The sequence below is a fragment of the Fundicoccus ignavus genome (assembly GCF_009659375.1).
Lineage (GTDB): Bacteria > Bacillota > Bacilli > Lactobacillales > Aerococcaceae > Fundicoccus > Fundicoccus ignavus.
Window position 1 is genome coordinate 1 of sequence record NZ_WJQT01000021.1, and the last position, 17931, is coordinate 17931.

At 37.9% G+C, this 17931-nt stretch carries 18 protein-coding genes; all 18 read right to left on the reverse strand.

The features are described from left to right. Nucleotides 1-174 precede the first annotated feature (174 nt). Complete coding sequence (lpdA, locus tag GF867_RS11150) at nucleotides 175-1584, reverse strand: dihydrolipoyl dehydrogenase (RefSeq protein ID WP_153833189.1); 1410 nt, start codon at nucleotides 1582-1584, stop codon at nucleotides 175-177. A 12-nt stretch (nucleotides 1585-1596) separates the two neighbouring features. Continuing rightward, nucleotides 1597-3237 (reverse strand): dihydrolipoyllysine-residue acetyltransferase, encoded by a 1641-nt coding sequence (locus tag GF867_RS11155; RefSeq protein WP_153833190.1) that lies wholly within the window; start codon nucleotides 3235-3237, stop codon nucleotides 1597-1599. 106 nt (nucleotides 3238-3343) lie between these two features. Beyond that, nucleotides 3344-4321 carry an alpha-ketoacid dehydrogenase subunit beta gene (locus GF867_RS11160; RefSeq protein WP_153833191.1) on the reverse strand — a complete coding sequence of 326 codons (978 nt, stop codon included), beginning with the start codon at nucleotides 4319-4321 and terminating at the stop codon, nucleotides 3344-3346. 2 nt (nucleotides 4322-4323) lie between these two features. After that, on the reverse strand, nucleotides 4324-5433 hold the full coding sequence (pdhA, locus tag GF867_RS11165) for a pyruvate dehydrogenase (acetyl-transferring) E1 component subunit alpha (RefSeq protein ID WP_153833192.1): 1110 nt from the start codon (nucleotides 5431-5433) through the stop codon (nucleotides 4324-4326). A 650-nt stretch (nucleotides 5434-6083) separates the two neighbouring features. Beyond that, nucleotides 6084-6518, reverse strand: coding sequence for a GNAT family N-acetyltransferase (locus GF867_RS11170; protein ID WP_153833193.1), 435 nt, complete (start codon nucleotides 6516-6518; stop codon nucleotides 6084-6086). Between the two features lie 72 nt (nucleotides 6519-6590). Next, nucleotides 6591-7370 (reverse strand): acetyl-CoA carboxylase carboxyl transferase subunit alpha, encoded by a 780-nt coding sequence (accA, locus tag GF867_RS11175; RefSeq protein WP_153833194.1) that lies wholly within the window; start codon nucleotides 7368-7370, stop codon nucleotides 6591-6593. 12 nt (nucleotides 7371-7382) lie between these two features. Further along, on the reverse strand, nucleotides 7383-8240 hold the full coding sequence (gene accD / locus GF867_RS11180; protein ID WP_153833195.1) for an acetyl-CoA carboxylase, carboxyltransferase subunit beta: 858 nt from the start codon (nucleotides 8238-8240) through the stop codon (nucleotides 7383-7385). Nucleotide 8241: 1 nt separating this feature from the next. After that, nucleotides 8242-9654 (reverse strand): acetyl-CoA carboxylase biotin carboxylase subunit, encoded by a 1413-nt coding sequence (gene accC / locus GF867_RS11185; RefSeq protein WP_153833196.1) that lies wholly within the window; start codon nucleotides 9652-9654, stop codon nucleotides 8242-8244. 1 nt (nucleotide 9655) lies between these two features. Beyond that, entirely contained in the window at nucleotides 9656-10090 is a 435-nt protein-coding gene (gene fabZ / locus GF867_RS11190; RefSeq protein WP_153833197.1) for a 3-hydroxyacyl-ACP dehydratase FabZ, read from the reverse strand. 23 nt (nucleotides 10091-10113) lie between these two features. Continuing rightward, the gene (accB, locus tag GF867_RS11195; RefSeq protein WP_253940814.1) at nucleotides 10114-10617 is read right to left on the reverse strand and encodes an acetyl-CoA carboxylase biotin carboxyl carrier protein; all 504 of its coding nucleotides are present in this window, start codon (nucleotides 10615-10617) and stop codon (nucleotides 10114-10116) included. Between the two features lie 2 nt (nucleotides 10618-10619). Next, on the reverse strand, nucleotides 10620-11855 hold the full coding sequence (gene fabF, locus GF867_RS11200) for a beta-ketoacyl-ACP synthase II (RefSeq protein ID WP_153833198.1): 1236 nt from the start codon (nucleotides 11853-11855) through the stop codon (nucleotides 10620-10622). A gap of 40 nt (nucleotides 11856-11895) precedes the next feature. Continuing rightward, on the reverse strand, nucleotides 11896-12618 hold the full coding sequence (gene fabG, locus GF867_RS11205; protein WP_153833199.1) for a 3-oxoacyl-[acyl-carrier-protein] reductase: 723 nt from the start codon (nucleotides 12616-12618) through the stop codon (nucleotides 11896-11898). Beyond that, a complete protein-coding gene (locus tag GF867_RS11210; RefSeq protein ID WP_153833200.1) occupies nucleotides 12615-13571 on the reverse strand; it encodes an ACP S-malonyltransferase in 957 nt (318 codons plus the stop codon). The genes fabG and GF867_RS11210 overlap by 4 nt, the downstream gene beginning before the upstream one ends. Nucleotides 13572-13613: 42 nt before the next feature. Beyond that, entirely contained in the window at nucleotides 13614-14594 is a 981-nt protein-coding gene (gene fabK / locus GF867_RS11215; RefSeq protein WP_366927826.1) for an enoyl-[acyl-carrier-protein] reductase FabK, read from the reverse strand. Then, nucleotides 14594-14818 (reverse strand): acyl carrier protein, encoded by a 225-nt coding sequence (locus GF867_RS11220; RefSeq protein WP_153833202.1) that lies wholly within the window; start codon nucleotides 14816-14818, stop codon nucleotides 14594-14596. Before GF867_RS11220 ends, fabK begins: the two co-directional genes overlap by 1 nt. A 31-nt stretch (nucleotides 14819-14849) precedes the next feature. Next, nucleotides 14850-15797: a beta-ketoacyl-ACP synthase 3 gene (locus GF867_RS11225; RefSeq protein WP_153833203.1), complete on the reverse strand. Its 948-nt coding sequence runs from the start codon at nucleotides 15795-15797 to the stop codon at nucleotides 14850-14852. Between the two features lie 12 nt (nucleotides 15798-15809). Beyond that, nucleotides 15810-16265 carry a fatty acid biosynthesis transcriptional regulator FabT gene (gene fabT, locus GF867_RS11230; protein WP_436718605.1) on the reverse strand — a complete coding sequence of 152 codons (456 nt, stop codon included), beginning with the start codon at nucleotides 16263-16265 and terminating at the stop codon, nucleotides 15810-15812. A gap of 226 nt (nucleotides 16266-16491) precedes the next feature. Further along, a complete protein-coding gene (gene gdhA / locus GF867_RS11235; protein WP_153833204.1) occupies nucleotides 16492-17835 on the reverse strand; it encodes an NADP-specific glutamate dehydrogenase in 1344 nt (447 codons plus the stop codon). Nucleotides 17836-17931 lie beyond the last annotated feature (96 nt).

Genomic DNA, 17931 nt, shown 5'->3' on the forward strand with positions numbered 1-17931 from the left:
TTTTAACATGAATGTGGCGGTCGGGAAACCAGCCATATTCTAGCATAAAAGGAGGTGTTTTTGTCCCCACGCTGGAAGCTCTCCGGAACCCCCGGCATAGCCAGGGGTTTTCGAAAACATAAAAAAAACGTCTTGCACACATGATGCAAGACGTTTCGTTATTAAGTTTAAGTCTTAAATATGAATCGGGTGGCCCAACACTAATTCAGCTGTATCCATAATTGTTTCTGCCAATGATGGATGAGAGTGAATAGTTAATGCAATATCTTCCGCATTTAATCCACCTTCAACAGCTAATGTTAACTCTGCAAGTACATCTGAAGCGCTTGGTCCAGCAACTTGTGCCCCTACGATAACATTATCTTCTTTTGTCGTTACTAAACGTACAAATCCTTCGGCTTGACCTAATGATAACGCACGTCCGTTTCCTGAGAATGGGAACTTAGATACATTAACACTTAAGCCAGCTTCTTTAGCTGATGCTTTAGTGTGTCCAACAGATGCTAATTCAGGGTCTGTAAAACATACCGCTGGCATAGCTACATAGTCAATCACTGAAGGTTGCCCAGCAATTGCTTCTGCAGCTACTTTACCTTCGTAGCTTGCTTTATGAGCAAGTGCAGCACCTGCAACGATATCACCAATTGCAAAGATGTTCTTTTTGTTAGTACGTCCTTGATTGTCAACAACTACCATACCGCGGTCAGTCATTTCCACACCAGCAACTTCTAAACCAAGCTCATCAGTGTTTGGACGGCGTCCTACTGTTACTAAAACGTAGTCAGATTCGATTTTATTTTCTTTTCCGTCTACTTCATATGTAACAGTTACACGATCGCCATTAACTTCAGCGTTTTTAGCCATTGCATTTGTTACAATGTCTACGCCTTTGCTCTTGAATTCTTTCTCAACTAGTTTAACCATGTCTTTTTCAAACGTTGGGATAATTTGAGAAGATCCTTCAAGAATCGTTAATTTAGTTCCTAAGTTAGCAAACGCGCCTGCTAATTCAGAGCCGATGTAACCTCCACCGATTACAACCATTTCTTTAGGAATTTCTTTTAAATTTAATGCGCCAGTAGAGTTAATGATACGTTGACCAAATTTGAAACCTTTAATTTCAATTGGGCGTGATCCAGTAGCTACAATCGCGTTCTTAAAGTTATAAGTTTGTCCTGGACCGTCTTCTTCCATAACTCTTAATGAAGATTCATCAATGAAGAAAGCTTCTCCGCGGATAATTTCAACTTTATTCTTTTTCAATAAGTACTCAATACCACTCGTTAATTTGTTAACTACTTGTGTATCTTTCCATTCTTGTGTTTTAGCAAAATCAATTTTCACATCGCTTGCAGTAATACCAAATTGGTCTCCTGTCAAAGCACTGTGGTAAACATGTCCTGCGTTAATTAAAGCCTTAGAAGGGATACATCCTACGTTTAAACAAACGCCTCCGATGTATTCTTTTTCGATAATGGCTACTTTTTGACCTAGTTGAGCTGCACGAATCGCTGCTACATATCCACCAGGGCCTGAACCAACTACGACTGTTTCTAAGTCTAGTGCTAAATCTCCTACTACCATTTATGTCTCACCTTATCCTTCCATTAATAACAATTCTGGATCAGCTAAATATTTCTTAATTTCGTTCATAGCTTTCTGAGCTGTTGCTCCATCAATTACACGGTGGTCATAAGAAAGTGATAACTTAATGACACGGCCTACCGCTAATTCGCCTTCTTCGTTAACAATTGGTTGTTGAACGATTGAACCAAATCCTAAAATAGCTACCTCTGGATGATTGATAATTGGAGTAAACCATTTACCACCTGCAGATCCGATGTTAGAAATTGTAATAGTTCCTTGTCCCATATCACCTGCAGATAATTTACCGTCATGCGCTTTAGCTGCTAAGTCAGTAATTTCATCCGCGATGTCAAACATGCTCTTAGTATTAGCATCTTTGATGTTTGGTACATATAAACCACGATCAGTATCTGTTGCAATACCGATGTTGTAATAGTTTTTATAAACAACTTCTTGAGTAGCATCATCTAATGAAGCATTCAAGATTGGGTATTTCTTAACGGCAGCGATTAAAGCTTTAACTGCATAAGGTAAGAATGTTAATTTAGTATCGCGTTCTGATGCAATATCTTTAAATTTCTTACGGTGGTTCCATAATTTAGTTACTTCGATTTCATCAAAGTGAGTTACATGAGGCGCAGTATGTTTAGAGTTAACCATTGCTTTAGAAATTGCTTTACGCATTCCTGTCATTGGTTCACGAGTTTCTGCTTCACCACGTTGTGATACATAAGGTGTTGTTGGTGCCGCTTTAGCTGCCGGAGCTGCTGCCGCTGCTGGTGTTGAAGCAACTGTCGCTGTTTCTTCAGCTACTGGTGCTGGCGCTGCAACTGCTGAGCCGTTAAAGTTATTCACGTCATCTGCAGTAATACGTCCATTTTTACCAGTTCCGTTTACTGATGTAATGTCGATTCCTTTTTCACGCGCTAATTTACGTACTGATGGCATTGCTAATACACGTCTATTAGGATCAGCTGCTACCACAGGTGCTGATGCTGTAGCTGGTACTGATCCTTCAACAGCTGTAGGTGATGCTGGTGTAGATTCTACTGCTGCTGCTGGTCCATTGTGTCCAGGCGCATCAATTTCAATGATTACTTGACCTAATGTTGCAACTTCTCCAGCTTGTACATGGATTTTCACAACTTTACCATCGACTGGTGATGGTAATTCTTCTACTGATTTATCATTTTGGATTTCAACTAATGTGTCATCCTCTTTAACTTCGTCACCTTCAGCTACAGCCCAAGATACGACTTCACCTTCCATAATTCCTTCACCTAAAGCTGGTAATTTGAATTGGAAGTAACTACTTGTCGAACCTGTTGGAGCCGCAGTTTGTGCTGGTGCACCTGCCGGAGCTGCTGCTGGTGTCGCTGGTGCAGCCTCTTCTGCTGAATCGTCTTCGTAGCCAGGTGCGTCGATTTCAATAATCACTTGACCTAATTGTGCTACTTCACCTGCTGCTACGTGAATTTTCACTACTTTACCATTTACTGGTGATGGTAATTCTTCTACTGATTTATCGTTTTGGATTTCAACTAATGTGTCGTCTTCTTTAACTTCATCGCCTTCAGCTACTGCCCAAGATACGATTTCGCCTTCCATAATTCCTTCACCTAAGGCAGGTAATTTGAATTTGAATGCCATATTATGTTTGCTCCTTTTCTCTTAGCTCTTATAAGTTATATCGCTAGTCTAACAAGCCTTTAAAAGACAGCCCTTTTAAAGGGCCATCTATTTAAAGTCAATTAAATTAGAATTCTTTTAGTTCGCGAATCTTGTCTGCAATATCTTCAGCGTTTGGTAACCAATCTTTTTCTGCTTGACCAAATGGGAATACAGTATCTGGTGAAGCTACAAAACCAATTGGTGCAACCAATGAAAGAACTGATCTTTCAGAAATTTCAGCGATTACTTTAGATCCAACACCAGCTTGACGTTGTGCTTCTTGTACAACTACTACACGTCCAGTTTTTTCAACTGATGCTGTAATTGTTTCAATATCTAAAGGTTGAACTGTACGTAAGTCAATAACTTCTACAGACACGCCTTCTTCTGCCAATACTTCAGCAGCTTTAACTGATTCTTGTACCATAGCACCGTAAGTAATTACAGTAGCATCTGTACCTTCACGAACAACGTTAGCTTTTCCTAAAGGAATTGTATATTCTTCTTCTGGCACTTCCTCACGGAATGAACGGTATAATTTCATATGTTCTAAAAAGACAACTGGGTCATTGTCACGAATAGCAGAAATTAATAAACCTTTTGCGTCGTAAGGATTCGATGGAATAACCACTTTAATACCTGGTGATTGTGCAATTAATCCTTCTAATGAATCCGCGTGTAATTCGGGTGTATGTACACCACCACCAAATGGTGAACGAATTGTAATTGGAATATTGCGCGTATTTCCCATACGGTAACGTGTACGAGCCGCTTGTGCTACAATCGAATCCATTACTTCAAAGACAAATCCAAAGAATTGGATTTCTGGGATTGGGCGGAAGCCTTCTAAGGCTAAACCAATTGCCATACCACCAATACCAGACTCAGCTAAAGGAGTGTTGAAAACGCGGTCTTCACCGAATTCATCTTGTAATCCTTGAGTCGCACGGAAAACTCCACCGTTTTTACCAACGTCTTCCCCAAAGATTAAAGTACGGTCATCATTACGTAATTCAGTGGCTAACGCTTCTGTGATAGCCTCAATCATTGTTTTTTGAGCCATGATTATTTATTCTCCTTTGCTTCGTATTTGTTAATTTGTTCTTGTGTAACATAGTCAGGTGTTTCATACATATTTCTTAAGAATTGAGAAACTTTTTGTTTTGGAGCTTGGTCAGCTTCTTTAATCGCTGCTTTAGACTCTTCTTTAGTACGTTCGATTACTTCTTCTTCTTTTTCTGGAGACCATAAGCCTTTGTCAGTTAAGAATTTACGGTAACGAATTAATGGGTCTTTTGCTTGCCATTCGTCTTGGATTCCATCTGGTTGGTAACGTTTTGGATCATCCCCTGATAATGAGTGAGCACCGAAACGATAACATAATGTTTCAATTAAAACCGGTCCATTTCCAGCGATTGCAAAGTCGCGAGCTGCTTTAGATACAGCATAAACTGCTAAAATATCCATACCATCTACAACGATACCTGGAATTCCAGCTGCTACTGCTTTTTGAGCTAATGTAGCTGCAGCAGTTTGTAATTCACGTGGTGTTGAAATTGCCCAACCGTTGTTTTGGATATAGAATACTGCAGGTGCTTTATAAGCTCCAGCGTAGTTAATACCTTCATAGAAGTCACCTTGTGAAGATCCACCGTCTCCAGTCCAAGTCATCGCAATTGCTTTACGACCATTTTTCTTAATCCCTACAGCTACTCCAGCTGCTTGAACATATTGTGCACCGATGATAATTTGAGGCGGATAAGCACGTAATGATTCTGGATAATTGTTACCTTCAACGTGTCCTTTAGACCATAAGAAAGCTTTAGATAATGGTAAACCATGTTTGATTAATTGTGGAATATCACGGTAACCAGGTAAAATAAAGTCATCCTCAGTTGTTACTGAAATTGAACCAATTTGCGATGCTTCTTGACCAGCTGTTGGAGCGTAGAATCCTAAACGACCTTGACGAGCTAATGCAGTTGAACGGTTGAATAATTCACGCGCCCACACCATATCCTCCATCAATTTAACTAATTCTTCGTCTGATAAATCTGGCATTAAATCTGGATTAACGATAGTCCCGTTCTCATCTAATACTTGTACTGTGCTAAAATCAAAGTTTTGTGGATTTAATAAATCTTCGATTTTAACATTTGCTTTCTTTTCTGCCATCCTATACACATTCCTCTCTAAAATTGTTGTTAGTAATACACAGCCGTAGAAACTGTTTCATTACTCTTACACCTATTAATTTACCACCTATGACTTCAAAATGCAAGCCCCAAGCGTTGTGATAGCGTTTTTCAATTGATTAAACCAAAGTATGTGAAAAATTAGCATGCAAAAATAAGAAACAGTTTTTTCTTTGTTTTTATCGTATTTTGCACGTTTTATGCTATTTTTCACACTTTCAACTGTTATGGCACATATTAAAAACTGTACTAATATCCCTAGAGGTTTTATAGATTTAATACCAAATGTTTGATTTTATGTAAACAACTACTATTCTCTTGTGAATATTTTTACAATAATATTTTGTTAGTTTTTATTCGTGATTACCATGTTTAATGTATAATTACCAAAAATTTTTGTAGATTTTATAACGACCGTTATTCATTTGAAAAAACGCTTTGATTTTATGCTGTTCCTCGAATTATATTTTCTGTTTTGATTCATTTATAATTCAGAGACTAATCTTTTCATTATTTATAAACTCATCACCAACAATCCTCTTTTGAGATGGTTTGTGAAATAGCTTCTCAATAAAGAGATCATTTCACCTTCCTTCTTAGCTCCCCTGCTAGGCAAAAACACCCATTACCTCAAATTATCTTCTTGCATAAATTCAACTGCAGTTTATCTCCCGTATAGCCACAGTGCCGATAAAAAATGTGTGCTTCTTTCCTAGTGCTACCTGATACGAGTCTAACGCCAGTTGCTCCTGAGTCCATTGCCCATGTTTCAACTGCCTGAAGCAAAGCTTTTCCAATCCCTTGCCGCTTGTAGTCAGCATTTACAGCAATTCCCATAATATTTTTCATATGGGGTGCATACAATGTGTCATAGTCATTAGCATGAATATAACCCACGACCATTTCATTCATAATTGCTACAAAAATTTGATTAGAACTGTTGGCCATCAATGCGTTTATTTTTACTTTTGTAGAGTGTAATGGAAACTCATACCCCATTTCTTGACAATTAAGCTCATGTATCGCAATATAGTCCGTTAATTCCACTTGACGAATTGAGAACATATAATCCCTCCTAAAACCTATCATTCCAGAATACTCATTAATGCGAAAAAAACCGCCATGGCGGTTTTTTTTCTAATATTTTCTAAATCGTTCGTGTCTAGCTTGAAGTAACTCTTCAATTGAAAGTTGATTTAATTCTTCAAATGTTTTTCTAACATTTCGATCTATCTCAGCTAAAATGGCATCTTTTGAAAGAGCTTTACCATTATGTGATTCTGGAATAATTTGGTCAATTACTTTCATTTCTAAAAGTTCCGCTGCTGTTAATTTCATAACATCCGCTGCTTGTGACGCAAGTTTAGAATCTTTCCATAATATTGACGCAAAGCCTTCTGGTGAAAGAATCGAATAAATACTATTCTCTAGCATCCATACTCGATCAGATAATGCCAATGCAATGGCTCCACCACTACCACCTTCACCTAAAATAATGGCGATAGTCGGAACTTTTAATTCACTCATTAATAACAAACTACTTGCAATCGCTTCTCCGATCCCATAATCTTCAGATTCTGGCGCTGCATAAGCGCCTGCTGTATTAATCAATGTTAAGACAGGTCGATTAAATTTCTCTGCCTGCTTCATTAAACGTTGAGCTTTACGATAGCCTGCTGGTCCTGCGGAACCAAAGTTACGACGAATATTTTCTTTCGTGTTATTACCTTTTTGAATCCCTACAACAGTAATCGGTTGATTGTTGAACAAGCCAACACCTCCAACGATTGCAGCATCATCCGCCATTAAACGGTCGCCATGGCATTCAATAAAATCGGTACATAAATAATCGATTACTTCAATAGTAGAAGGTCGTGAGATTTCACGCGCTTTTTGTACGATTTGATAAGCTTGCATGTTCTCACTCCTTTACGCTTGCTTTTGATGAATCGTTAATAATAAATGCAAAATTTGTACTTGATCATCTCTTTTGACTATTTGGTCAATAAAGCCATTCTCAAGTACTGATTCAGCCTTTTGAAACTCCTTAGGCAACGTAGCCTTGATTGTTTGTTCAATGACACGTTTACCAGCAAATCCTACTGTTGCATCGGGTTCAGCTAAAATCATGTCGCCTTGCATAGCAAAACTAGCCGTAACACCACCAGTAGTAGGATTTGTAAGAATAGCACAGTAGAATAATCCAGCTTCACTATGTTTCGCAACTGCTTGACTGACTTTAGCCATCTGCATTAGAGATAGAATTCCCTCTTGCATTCGAGCACCACCAGAAGCAATATACAAGACAACAGATAATGATTTTTCAGTAGCTTGTTCAAACAATCTAACGAGTTTTTCACCTACTACAGTCCCCATACTAGCCATGACAAAACGACTATCCATCACACCAATTGCAAAAGGTATTTGATTTAGTGTCGCTTGACCAGTTAATACAGCTTCCTTGAGTCCGGTTAGTTCTTGTGCAGCTTCCAATTTTGCTTCATATCCAGGGAATTCAAGAGGATCAGCTAATCCTAATTCTTTATCCCACTCAATAAAGCTATTGTCGTCAGTCAGCCAAGCAATTCTCTTTTCAGCTGGAAACTGTAAATGGTTCTGACAATGTGGACAACAATGATTGGTTGGTAATTGTGTTTGAAAAATCACTTTACGACATTTCGGACAACGTTCGATTAGGTTATCCGGAATATCTGTTCTTTTAGGGACGGATTTTGTTGGCAATTCGGGATTTAATCGAATTGTTTTTTTCTTACGAAATAAAGCCATATTATCCCTCCTCTGTTACCTCTTTGTTTGATATTTCGTCCATTTCTTCATTCAACGTATCTAGCCATTCTGGCATAAATATCTCTTCCAACCACTTAGTATGCGTTCGATCAGCCTGTACATCAGGATGGAAAGCTAATTCTTCAAGTAATTCAACGTTAGTTTCTAAGCCTTCAACCACAACTTCAACTAAAGCACGATTTAATAATGTGAAAGCTTTTTCACGTGTTGGACGATGAACAATAATTTTTGCAATCATTGAATCATAGAAAGGTGGCAACGTATAACGAGGATAAATCGCACTTTCAATTCTCAAGCCCATACCACCCGACGGCATAATTAAGCGATCAATATAACCACTTGAAGGTCTAAAATTATTTTTAGGATCTTCAGCGTTTAAGCGACACTCAATGGCAACTCCAGAAAATTCAACATCTTCTTGTTTAAATGATAAGGCTTGTCCCATTGCGATACGAATTTGTTCTTTCACAATGTCAATCCCAGTAATCATTTCCGTAATTGGATGTTCAACTTGTAAACGAGTATTCATTTCCATAAAGTAAAAATTATTTTGATCATCTACTAAAAACTCAATGGTACCAGCATTAGTATATCCAATTGCAGAAGCAGCTTTAACCGCTGTTGAACATAATGCATTGCGCACATCTTCAGTAAGTGATTGTGCTGGTGCAATTTCAATTACTTTCTGGTTATTTCTTTGCAATGAACAATCACGTTCACCTAAGTGTACAACATTTCCATGTTCATCACCTAATAATTGCACTTCAATATGCTTAGCCGGGTAAATGATTCTTTCAATATATAGGTGCTGATTGCCATAAACTGATTGCGTTTCTTGCTGAGCTTGTTTAAACATCGGCTCAAGCATTTCAGCATTTTCAACTCTTCGCATACCTTTCCCGCCACCACCATCAGCAGCTTTAACCATTAATGGATAGCCTATTTCAGATGCGATTTTCTTCGCTTCTTCCAGAGATTCCACTAAGCCTTCACTACCTGGTGTGATTGGAACGCCAGCAGCCTTCATCGTTTCACGAGCATTTTGCTTATTTCCCATATCATTAATAATCCAGCTTTTAGGACCAATAAACTTAATCCCTAATTCTTCGCACATTGACGCAAAGTCACTACGTTCTGAAAGAAAACCGTAACCAGGGTGAATAGCATCAGCACCAGTCACTAGCGCAGCTGATAATACTGCCACTGGATTCGCATATGAGTCTAAACTCTTTGCGGGCCCAATACAGATTGCTTCATCGGCTAGCTCAGTGTGAAGCGCATTACGATCAGCTTCACTATAGACTGCAACAGATGTAATATTCAACTCTCTTAATGCACGGATAACACGTACGGCAATCTCCCCTCGATTAGCTACCAGAACTTTGTTAAACATTTTATTTGGCACCAATAATAAAGGTCATTTCGGCTTCACAAACTTTTTTGTCGCCGACAAAGGCTTGGCCGTACCCAATCCCTGCATTACTTTTTAATTTAACAATATCTACTTGTAATCTTAATACATCGCCAGGTTTAACTTTTTGACGGAACTTCACTTTATTTAAACCACCTAAATAAGCTGTTTTACCTTCAAACCCATCCATTTTTAACAAAGGAATTGAGCCTGCTTGAGCTAGTGCTTCAACAATTAAAACACCAGGGAAAACTGGCTCACCTGGGAAGTGTCCTTGGAAAACTTCTTCATTAATTGTAACGTTTTTACGACATACTACTTTTTCACCTGGAATTAATTCATCGACTGCATCGATAAAGAAAATTGGGTATCTGTTTGGAATAATATCCATAATTTCTTGTGCTGATAAAATATTCATTGATTAAATCCTCCTAGATTAAACTATTTAATTCGAATTAACGGTTGATTAAATTCTACGACCGCTTCGTTATCTACTAAAATTTCAGTAATAACACCTGATTTAGGTGCTTGAATTTCATTCATTAACTTCATCGCTTCGATTAAAACTATTACGTCACCTTGTTTAACTGTATCGCCCACTTGTACGAACGGAGCTGCGTCTGGATTAGCTTGCAAGTATGCAACACCTACCATCGGTGATAATACTGCTTCGCCCTCAACCTCTACAGATGTAGTTTCCGATGTTTCAACCTCTGTTTTAGTTAATACTTCACTTGGAACTGTTTTAGTTTCATTTTCGAGAACATACATGTTAGTAGGAGCTTCAGCTTGACCAATTACATTAGTCGGATTTACAGCAGTTGCTGAAGTGTTTAAGGCTTCTTTTGATAAGACAACATGGTCTCCCGCATGACTGTAATCTACATAACGAATACTTGAAGTTTCTAAACGATCTATTAATTTCAATAATTCTTCAAATTGCAAAATTAAGCACCATCCCAACGTTTAAAGCATAGAACCGCATTATGTCCACCAAATCCTAATGAATTTGATAAAACGTAATTTAATTCTTGTTGGCGACCTTCACCTGGAACATAATCTAAATCACATGATGGGTCAACATTCTCTAAACCTAAAGTTGCAGGCACGAAACCTTCTTGCAATGCTTTAACACATGCAATTGCTTCAACACCACCAGCAGCTCCCAGCAAATGTCCAAAGTGACCTTTCGAGCTAGAAATCGCAACTTTCTTCGCATGGTCTCCCAACGCATACTTAATTGCAACTGTCTCACCAGAGTCATTCGTTGGTGTACTCGTTCCATGAGCATTAATGTAGTCTACCTGTTCCGGCTCAATTCCAGCCATTGAAATGGCAGATTTCATTGCTTCACCTGCTCCACTACCATCAGGACTAGGTGCAGTCATGTGATATGCATCTGAGTTTGTACCATAGCCAACAACCTCAGCTAGAATATTAGCGCCACGAGCTTGTGCGGATTCTAAAGACTCCAAGAAGACAACACCAGCACCTTCACCCATAACAAAACCATCACGATCTTTATCAAATGGACGAGAAGCCGTTTTAGGATCTTCATTTGTAGATAAAGCCGTTAAAGCCGCAAAGCCTGCAATACCAATTTCGTTGATTGTCCCTTCGGCTCCACCTGCAAAAGCTGCATCTAATAAGCCGGCTTGAATTTTCAAGAACGCTTCACCAATTGAGTTGGTCGCACTTGCACACGCAGTCACGATATCTAAACTAACGCCTTTAGCTCCAAGTTTCATTGAAATATTTCCAGCGCCCATATTACCAATTGTTAATGGTACAAATAATGGCGGAACACGTTTAGGTCCTTTAGAAATCATCTTGCGAATACCATTCTCAATCTCTACTAAGCCGCCAATCCCTGAACTAACTAATACACCTACACGGTGAGCGTTCGCTTCAATATCATAGCCACTCATTTTATGCGCTTCAACAGAAGCAGCAACTCCATATTGTGAGAATAAATCCATACGTTTGTATTCTTTACGATCCATCGTTAAAGTAGGATCAAAATCTTTTACTTCAGCAGCTACTGAAACCCCAGTTTGACTTGCATCAAAACGTGTAATTGGCGCAACTCCTGTATTTCCATCTCTTAAATTTCCCCAGAAATCTTCAACATTATTACCAATTGGTGATACTGTTCCCATCCCCGTAATTACTACTCTTTTCATAATTGGCCTCCTCAACCTTTTACTAGTAGTAGCGATTAAGCTACATATTCATTCCACCGTTTACTTCAATCACTTGACCCGTGATATAACGATTATTAATTAAGAAATCAACTGTTTGAGCTATCTCTTCTACTTGACCAAAGCGTTTTAAAGGAATTTGAGTTAACATTGAATCTTTCACCCGGTCGCTAAGTTGATCGGTCATATCGGTCTCAATAAAACCTGGGGCAATCGCATTAACTGTAATCGCTCGTGAAGATAATTCACGCGCTAAAGCTTTAGTCAAACCAATCACACCGGCCTTACTTGCAGCATAATTAACTTGTCCAGCATTACCCATAACACCGACAATACTTGATAAGTTAATAATGGTACCAGATTTTTGTTTCAACATAATTGGTGTAATGTGACGACACATATTAAATGTACCGTTTAAGTTAGTTTGAATAACTGAATTAAAATCTTCTTCGCTCATACGCATCATTAATCCATCACGCGTAATCCCTGCATTGTTAATTAATACATCAATTTGTCCAAACTCTGCCTTGGCTGCATCAATTAGTTCTTTAGCAACATTAAAATCACTAATATTACCAATTGCTGTACCCACTTTAACACCATATTCTTCAAATTCTTTTAGAATACTTTCATCAATTTCTTTACGGCTGTTCAAAATGACATTGTGTCCTTGACTCGCTAAATGCTTAGCAACGCCTAAACCAATCCCACGAGAACTACCTGTAATTAATACTGTTAAACTCATTCGTTTTCTCCTCCATTAAGAAACGGTTGAATATCCGCTACGTCTTCTACTTTATCGATTACTAAACAAGCTGGTGCATTTTTCTCACGTTTTAATAACTGCGCTAAGGTTTTTCCTGGCCCAATTTGGATTAAATGTGTAACGCCTTGTTCTGTTAAGAAATCAATTGTTTGTCGCCATTTTACTGGTTCAACGAGATGACGAACTAATAACTCATTAATCGTTGCTAAATTATGTGGTGTAACCGTTGTGTTACTAATGACCGGAATCTCAGCTTGAGTAAATGTAACTTTCTCTAAAGCCGTTGCAAATGCTGCTTGCGTTCCAGACATCAAAGGACTATGAAATGGTCCTTCCACTTTTAAAGGCATTGTCTTTTTATAACCTAGCTCTTTTGCCCGTTCTTTAAACACTTGAGTTGTTGTTTCCGTTCCTGCAATAATAACTTGTTGATTCGAGTTAATATTAGCAATGTATAACTCTGGGTGTTCTATATTTATTTCATTAACTAGACTCTCGATCTGATCAAATGGCATATTCATTACTGCTAACATTTGAACAGGTGTAGAGCTAGCTAACTGTTCACAATGTTGAGACATAATCTCTCCACGTTCTTTTAACAATTGATAACCTTCTGTTTTAGAAAGCATACCACTTGCCATTAATGCGGTATATTCCCCTAAACTTAAACCAGCCATAAAACTAATGGCTGGAAGAGTTGGGGCAATACTATTAAAAATGGCTAGACTTGTTGCTGTAATCGCAACTTGAGCATTACGAGTCGCTTTAAATTGATCTAAATCAGATTCAATCCATTGACGAATCTGCATACCATCTGTAACAGTTTCAGCTGTATCAAATTCTGTTTTGGCCTCAGTATAAGCTGCTTGAAAATCTAAGCCCATTCCTTCGTAATGAGCACCTTGACCATTAAAAATAATTGCAAGTTTCATTGATTGCCCCTTCTTATATCAAAATAATAATAAAATAATTGCTTAGTTATCAAAAAATGATTGACGCTCTTTGTATACAGCTTTAGCTGAATTTACATAGTCTAAAATAATTTCTTGAACAGATTCTTCTTTCTTAATTAGGCCAGCAATTTGCCCAGCCATCATTGAACCTGATTCTGTATCCCCTTCAACAACTGCGCGTCTTAGGGCTCCCTTAGCAAGTTCTTCCATCTTATCAAAGTTTGGATTTTCTTTGCCTGTTTCTTCCTTCTCAATTTGTAAGTATTGAGTTGTCAGTTTATTACGTAATACTCGAACCGGATGCCCATTGATTTGACCAGTAATGACTGTATCAATATCACTTGCATTTAAAATTGCTTGTTTAAAGTTTTGGTGAGCGTTAGATTCGTTCGATACAACAAAACGTGTTCCGACTTGAATTGCCTGAGCACCCAACATTAAAGCGGCTGCTAAAGAACGTCCATCTCCAAAACCTCCGGCTGCTATAACAGGAATAGAAACAGCGTCCACAACTTGAGGAAGTAGCGTTAAGGTCGTTAATTTACCGATATGTCCTCCTGCTTCCATCCCCTCAATTACAACTGCTGTGGCACCAATTCGTTCCATTCTTTTAGCTAATGCAACTGAAGCAACAACTGGAATCACACTGATTCCCGCTTCTTTGAAGCGCGTCATATACTTACCAGGATTACCAGCACCTGTTGTAATGATTTTAATACCTGATGCAATTAAATAGTCTACCACTTCTTCAACATGGGGATTCAAAAGCATAACATTAACCGCAAACGGTTTATCTGTCTTGCTTTGCATATCTTCGACTTTTCGTTGAACAATATCTACTGAATCATGTCCAGTACCAATAACTCCGAGTCCTCCCGCATTTGAAACAGCGCTGGCTAAATCTGCATCTGCTACCCATGCCATCGCACCTTGGATGATTGGATACTCAATATTTAATAATTCTGTGATCGCTGTTTTCATTTTTATCTTCCTTTTTTTAATTAAGCTTCAAGACTTTCAATATATTTAACTAAGTCTTCTACAGTTTTTAAGTTTTGGTCAGTATCGATTGTGATGTCTAATTCATCTTCAATTTCACTGATAATTTGGAATACATCTAAACTGTCAGCTTTTAAATCATTTTCAAAATCAGTTGCTAAAGCTACTTCACTTTCTTCAATACCTAATTGATCCACAATAATTTCTTTTACTTTCTCGAATACCATAATAATTTTCCTCCAAAGATTCTTTTTTTTTTTATAATGTAACGCTAATATTACCCCAAGCTAAGCCGCCGCCAAATCCACACATGACGATTTTTTGAGAACCATTCAATCTAATTTCATTCGTCTCTACTAGATTATCTAGTAAAACAGGTATACTACCAGCCGACAGATTTGCCACTTTGGCTATATTAGATGGGATTTTATCCTCCGATATTTTTAGCTTTTTAGCTATAATATCTAACAGACGTTGATTCGCTTGATGTGAAACCAAATAATCATAATCTTCAACATTCTCTGAAATAAAGTTTCCAAGAGATTTGACAACTGTTCGATTTACAAAGTTAAACACGTCTCGTCCTAACATACTCATAACATTTCGACCATCAGCATTTGGATTAACAGCAATAGAAAGTTTTTCGTCTTCCATTGCATGTAATTCACTTTGATAATCAGGTAAGCCTTGTCCATCATGTTTGATAAGAACAGCTCCCGCACCATCACCAAATAATACAGATGTACTGCGATCAGAAAAGTCTAAAATTTGACTCATCTTTTCAGCGCCAATTACTAAGGTATAGCCGTCAGTTTTACTACGAGACATTTGCTCTGCAATATCCAGTGCCATCACGAAACCGCTACATGCTCCACTTACATCAAAGCCCCAAGCGCCCTTAATTCCTAAAGCTGCTTGAACTTGATTCGCAACTGAAGGCGTTGGCCCGTTGGCTGACATTGTCGCAACGATGATCAATTTAATTTCTTGGACGATCCCTGAATCTACTTTTGCAAGTAAATTCTCAGCAGCTTTCGTTGCGATATCAGCTGTTGTTTCATCGTCGTACGCAAAGTGTCGTTGCGTGATTCCTGACCTTTGTTCAATCCATTCATGACTTGAATCAATCTGGAATTTTTCAATTAACTGATCATTTGTCAGAAGTTGTTCTGGCAAGTAAGATCCTGTCGCAATAAGTTTACTCATGATATCTTCCTTTTATTTCGTTTTGGTTTTTATTTCATCTAGGAATGTATGCAAATTCTTTAAACCCTTTTGCAGAGCTAAAGCTTCACCATCATTTAACCCAGATAAAGTTTGGTTGACCATATTGAGATGGAATTTCCGATGAAGACGATACAACAATTTTCCACGTTTTGTTAAACGTAAATTGACCACTCTTCGATCTTCAGGCAGTCGTACTCTCTCAACATAGCCCTTTTTAACTAAGTTTTGAACCGATACAGATAATGTTCCCACTGTAACGCTCAACTTTTTAGCCACCTCCGAAGAACTCAGATTTCCGCTTAAACCAATTGCTTCAATCGTATGCATCTCTTTAATTGTCAAATCCGAAAACTCACTTTGTTTCAGAGCGTCTTCTTCAATCAACAAAATTTCATTGAAAATCATTACTAAGTATTCATTTATCTCATTGATGGTCTCAAATTCCAAAAACGTCACCTCTTTCCAAAATAATGTTTTGATTATCAAACTATTTGATGTTCAAAGTTTATTATAGCCTTACTTTTTTGTCAACTAAAACAATTATTAAGGATTTATAAAGCTAGTTAAAACTTAGATAACAGCAACAATGTAACCGTATAGCATAAATTTAAAATAAAAAAAACACTAACAGCAACATACTGTTAGTGCAATACCAATACTCGTCGTTTTAAATTTAAACAACACCATGAATTAACATTAATTCTACCATATTTTCAAAAGATGCGATATCGGCTCCTGAAGCATAGTCTAAACCTAAGTCATATGTTTGACATGCTCCTAAACAACTTTGGAAAATATTCTTCATGATATCTTGAAGCATTCCATCCACTTGTTCTTGGCTCCATCTTTGTCTCATTGAGTTTTGGCTCATTTCTAAAGCAGATACCGCCACTCCACCAGCATTAGCCGCTTTTCCTGGTCCGTAGTAAACTTTATTCTTTTTGTAAACTTTAACTGCACCTGAATCACTTGGCATATTTGCCCCTTCAGCTACAAATTTCACGCCGTTAGCTACTAATTTCTCAGCTTGACTTGCGTTAATTTCATTTTGAGTTGCACATGGTAATGCAACATCAGCTTCAATTTCCATGTCCCACACAGATCCATTGTAAAGAGTTGCTTCAGGATGAGTTTCAATATATTTCGCAATTCTTTCACGACCAGCCACTTTTAATTCGTAGATTGTATCTAAATCAATACCATTTGCATCATAGATTGCACTGTTTGAATCGCTCATCGATACAACAACACCACCAAATGCTTCTACTTTGCGAGCAGCATAATAGGCAACATTGCCGGAACCAGAAACAATTACTCGTTTCCCAGCTAACTCAGTTTCAACTTGTGATAACATTTCATTTAAGAAATAAACTAAGCCGAACCCTGTCGCTTCTGTTCTTCCTAAACTTCCTCCAGCTGGAATTGGTTTACCCGTTAAAACGCCAGCTTCAGGTCCTTTTAGACGTTTATATTGTCCTAATAAATAGCCAATTTCACGCGCTCCCACACCGATATCACCAGCAGGCACATCTAAGTCTGGACCAACATAACGTGATAACTCTGTCATAAAACTTTGACAGAAACGCATCACTTCTTGTTCAGATTTTCCTTTTGGATTAAAATCTGAACCACCCTTTCCGCCTCCAATTGGCAAGCCAGTTAAACTATTCTTAAAGATTTGTTCAAAACCTAAGAATTTTAGAATGCTTTGGTTAACACTTGGATGAAAACGTAACCCACCTTTATAAGGCCCTGTTAACGAACTGAATTGTACACGGTAAGCACGGTTAACTTGAACTTGTCCACTATCATCCACCCATGGTACACGGAAAGAGATAATTCGTTCAGGTTCAGTAATTCTTTCTAATACTGCTTGTTGACGATACTCTGGATGAGCCTCAATCACTGGTTCAATTGCATCTAAAAATTCTTTCACAGCTTGTAAAAATTCACCTTCATGCGGATAAAGGCCCTCTAATTTATCAAACACCTCTTGAGTATATCGTTTTTCTGTCATTTTCTTCACTCCCCTTATACCTAGTTGTGTACATTAAATTTTTCCTACTATAAATATAGCCGGAATTTTTTAATGTTTTTTCTTTCACTTAAGGAT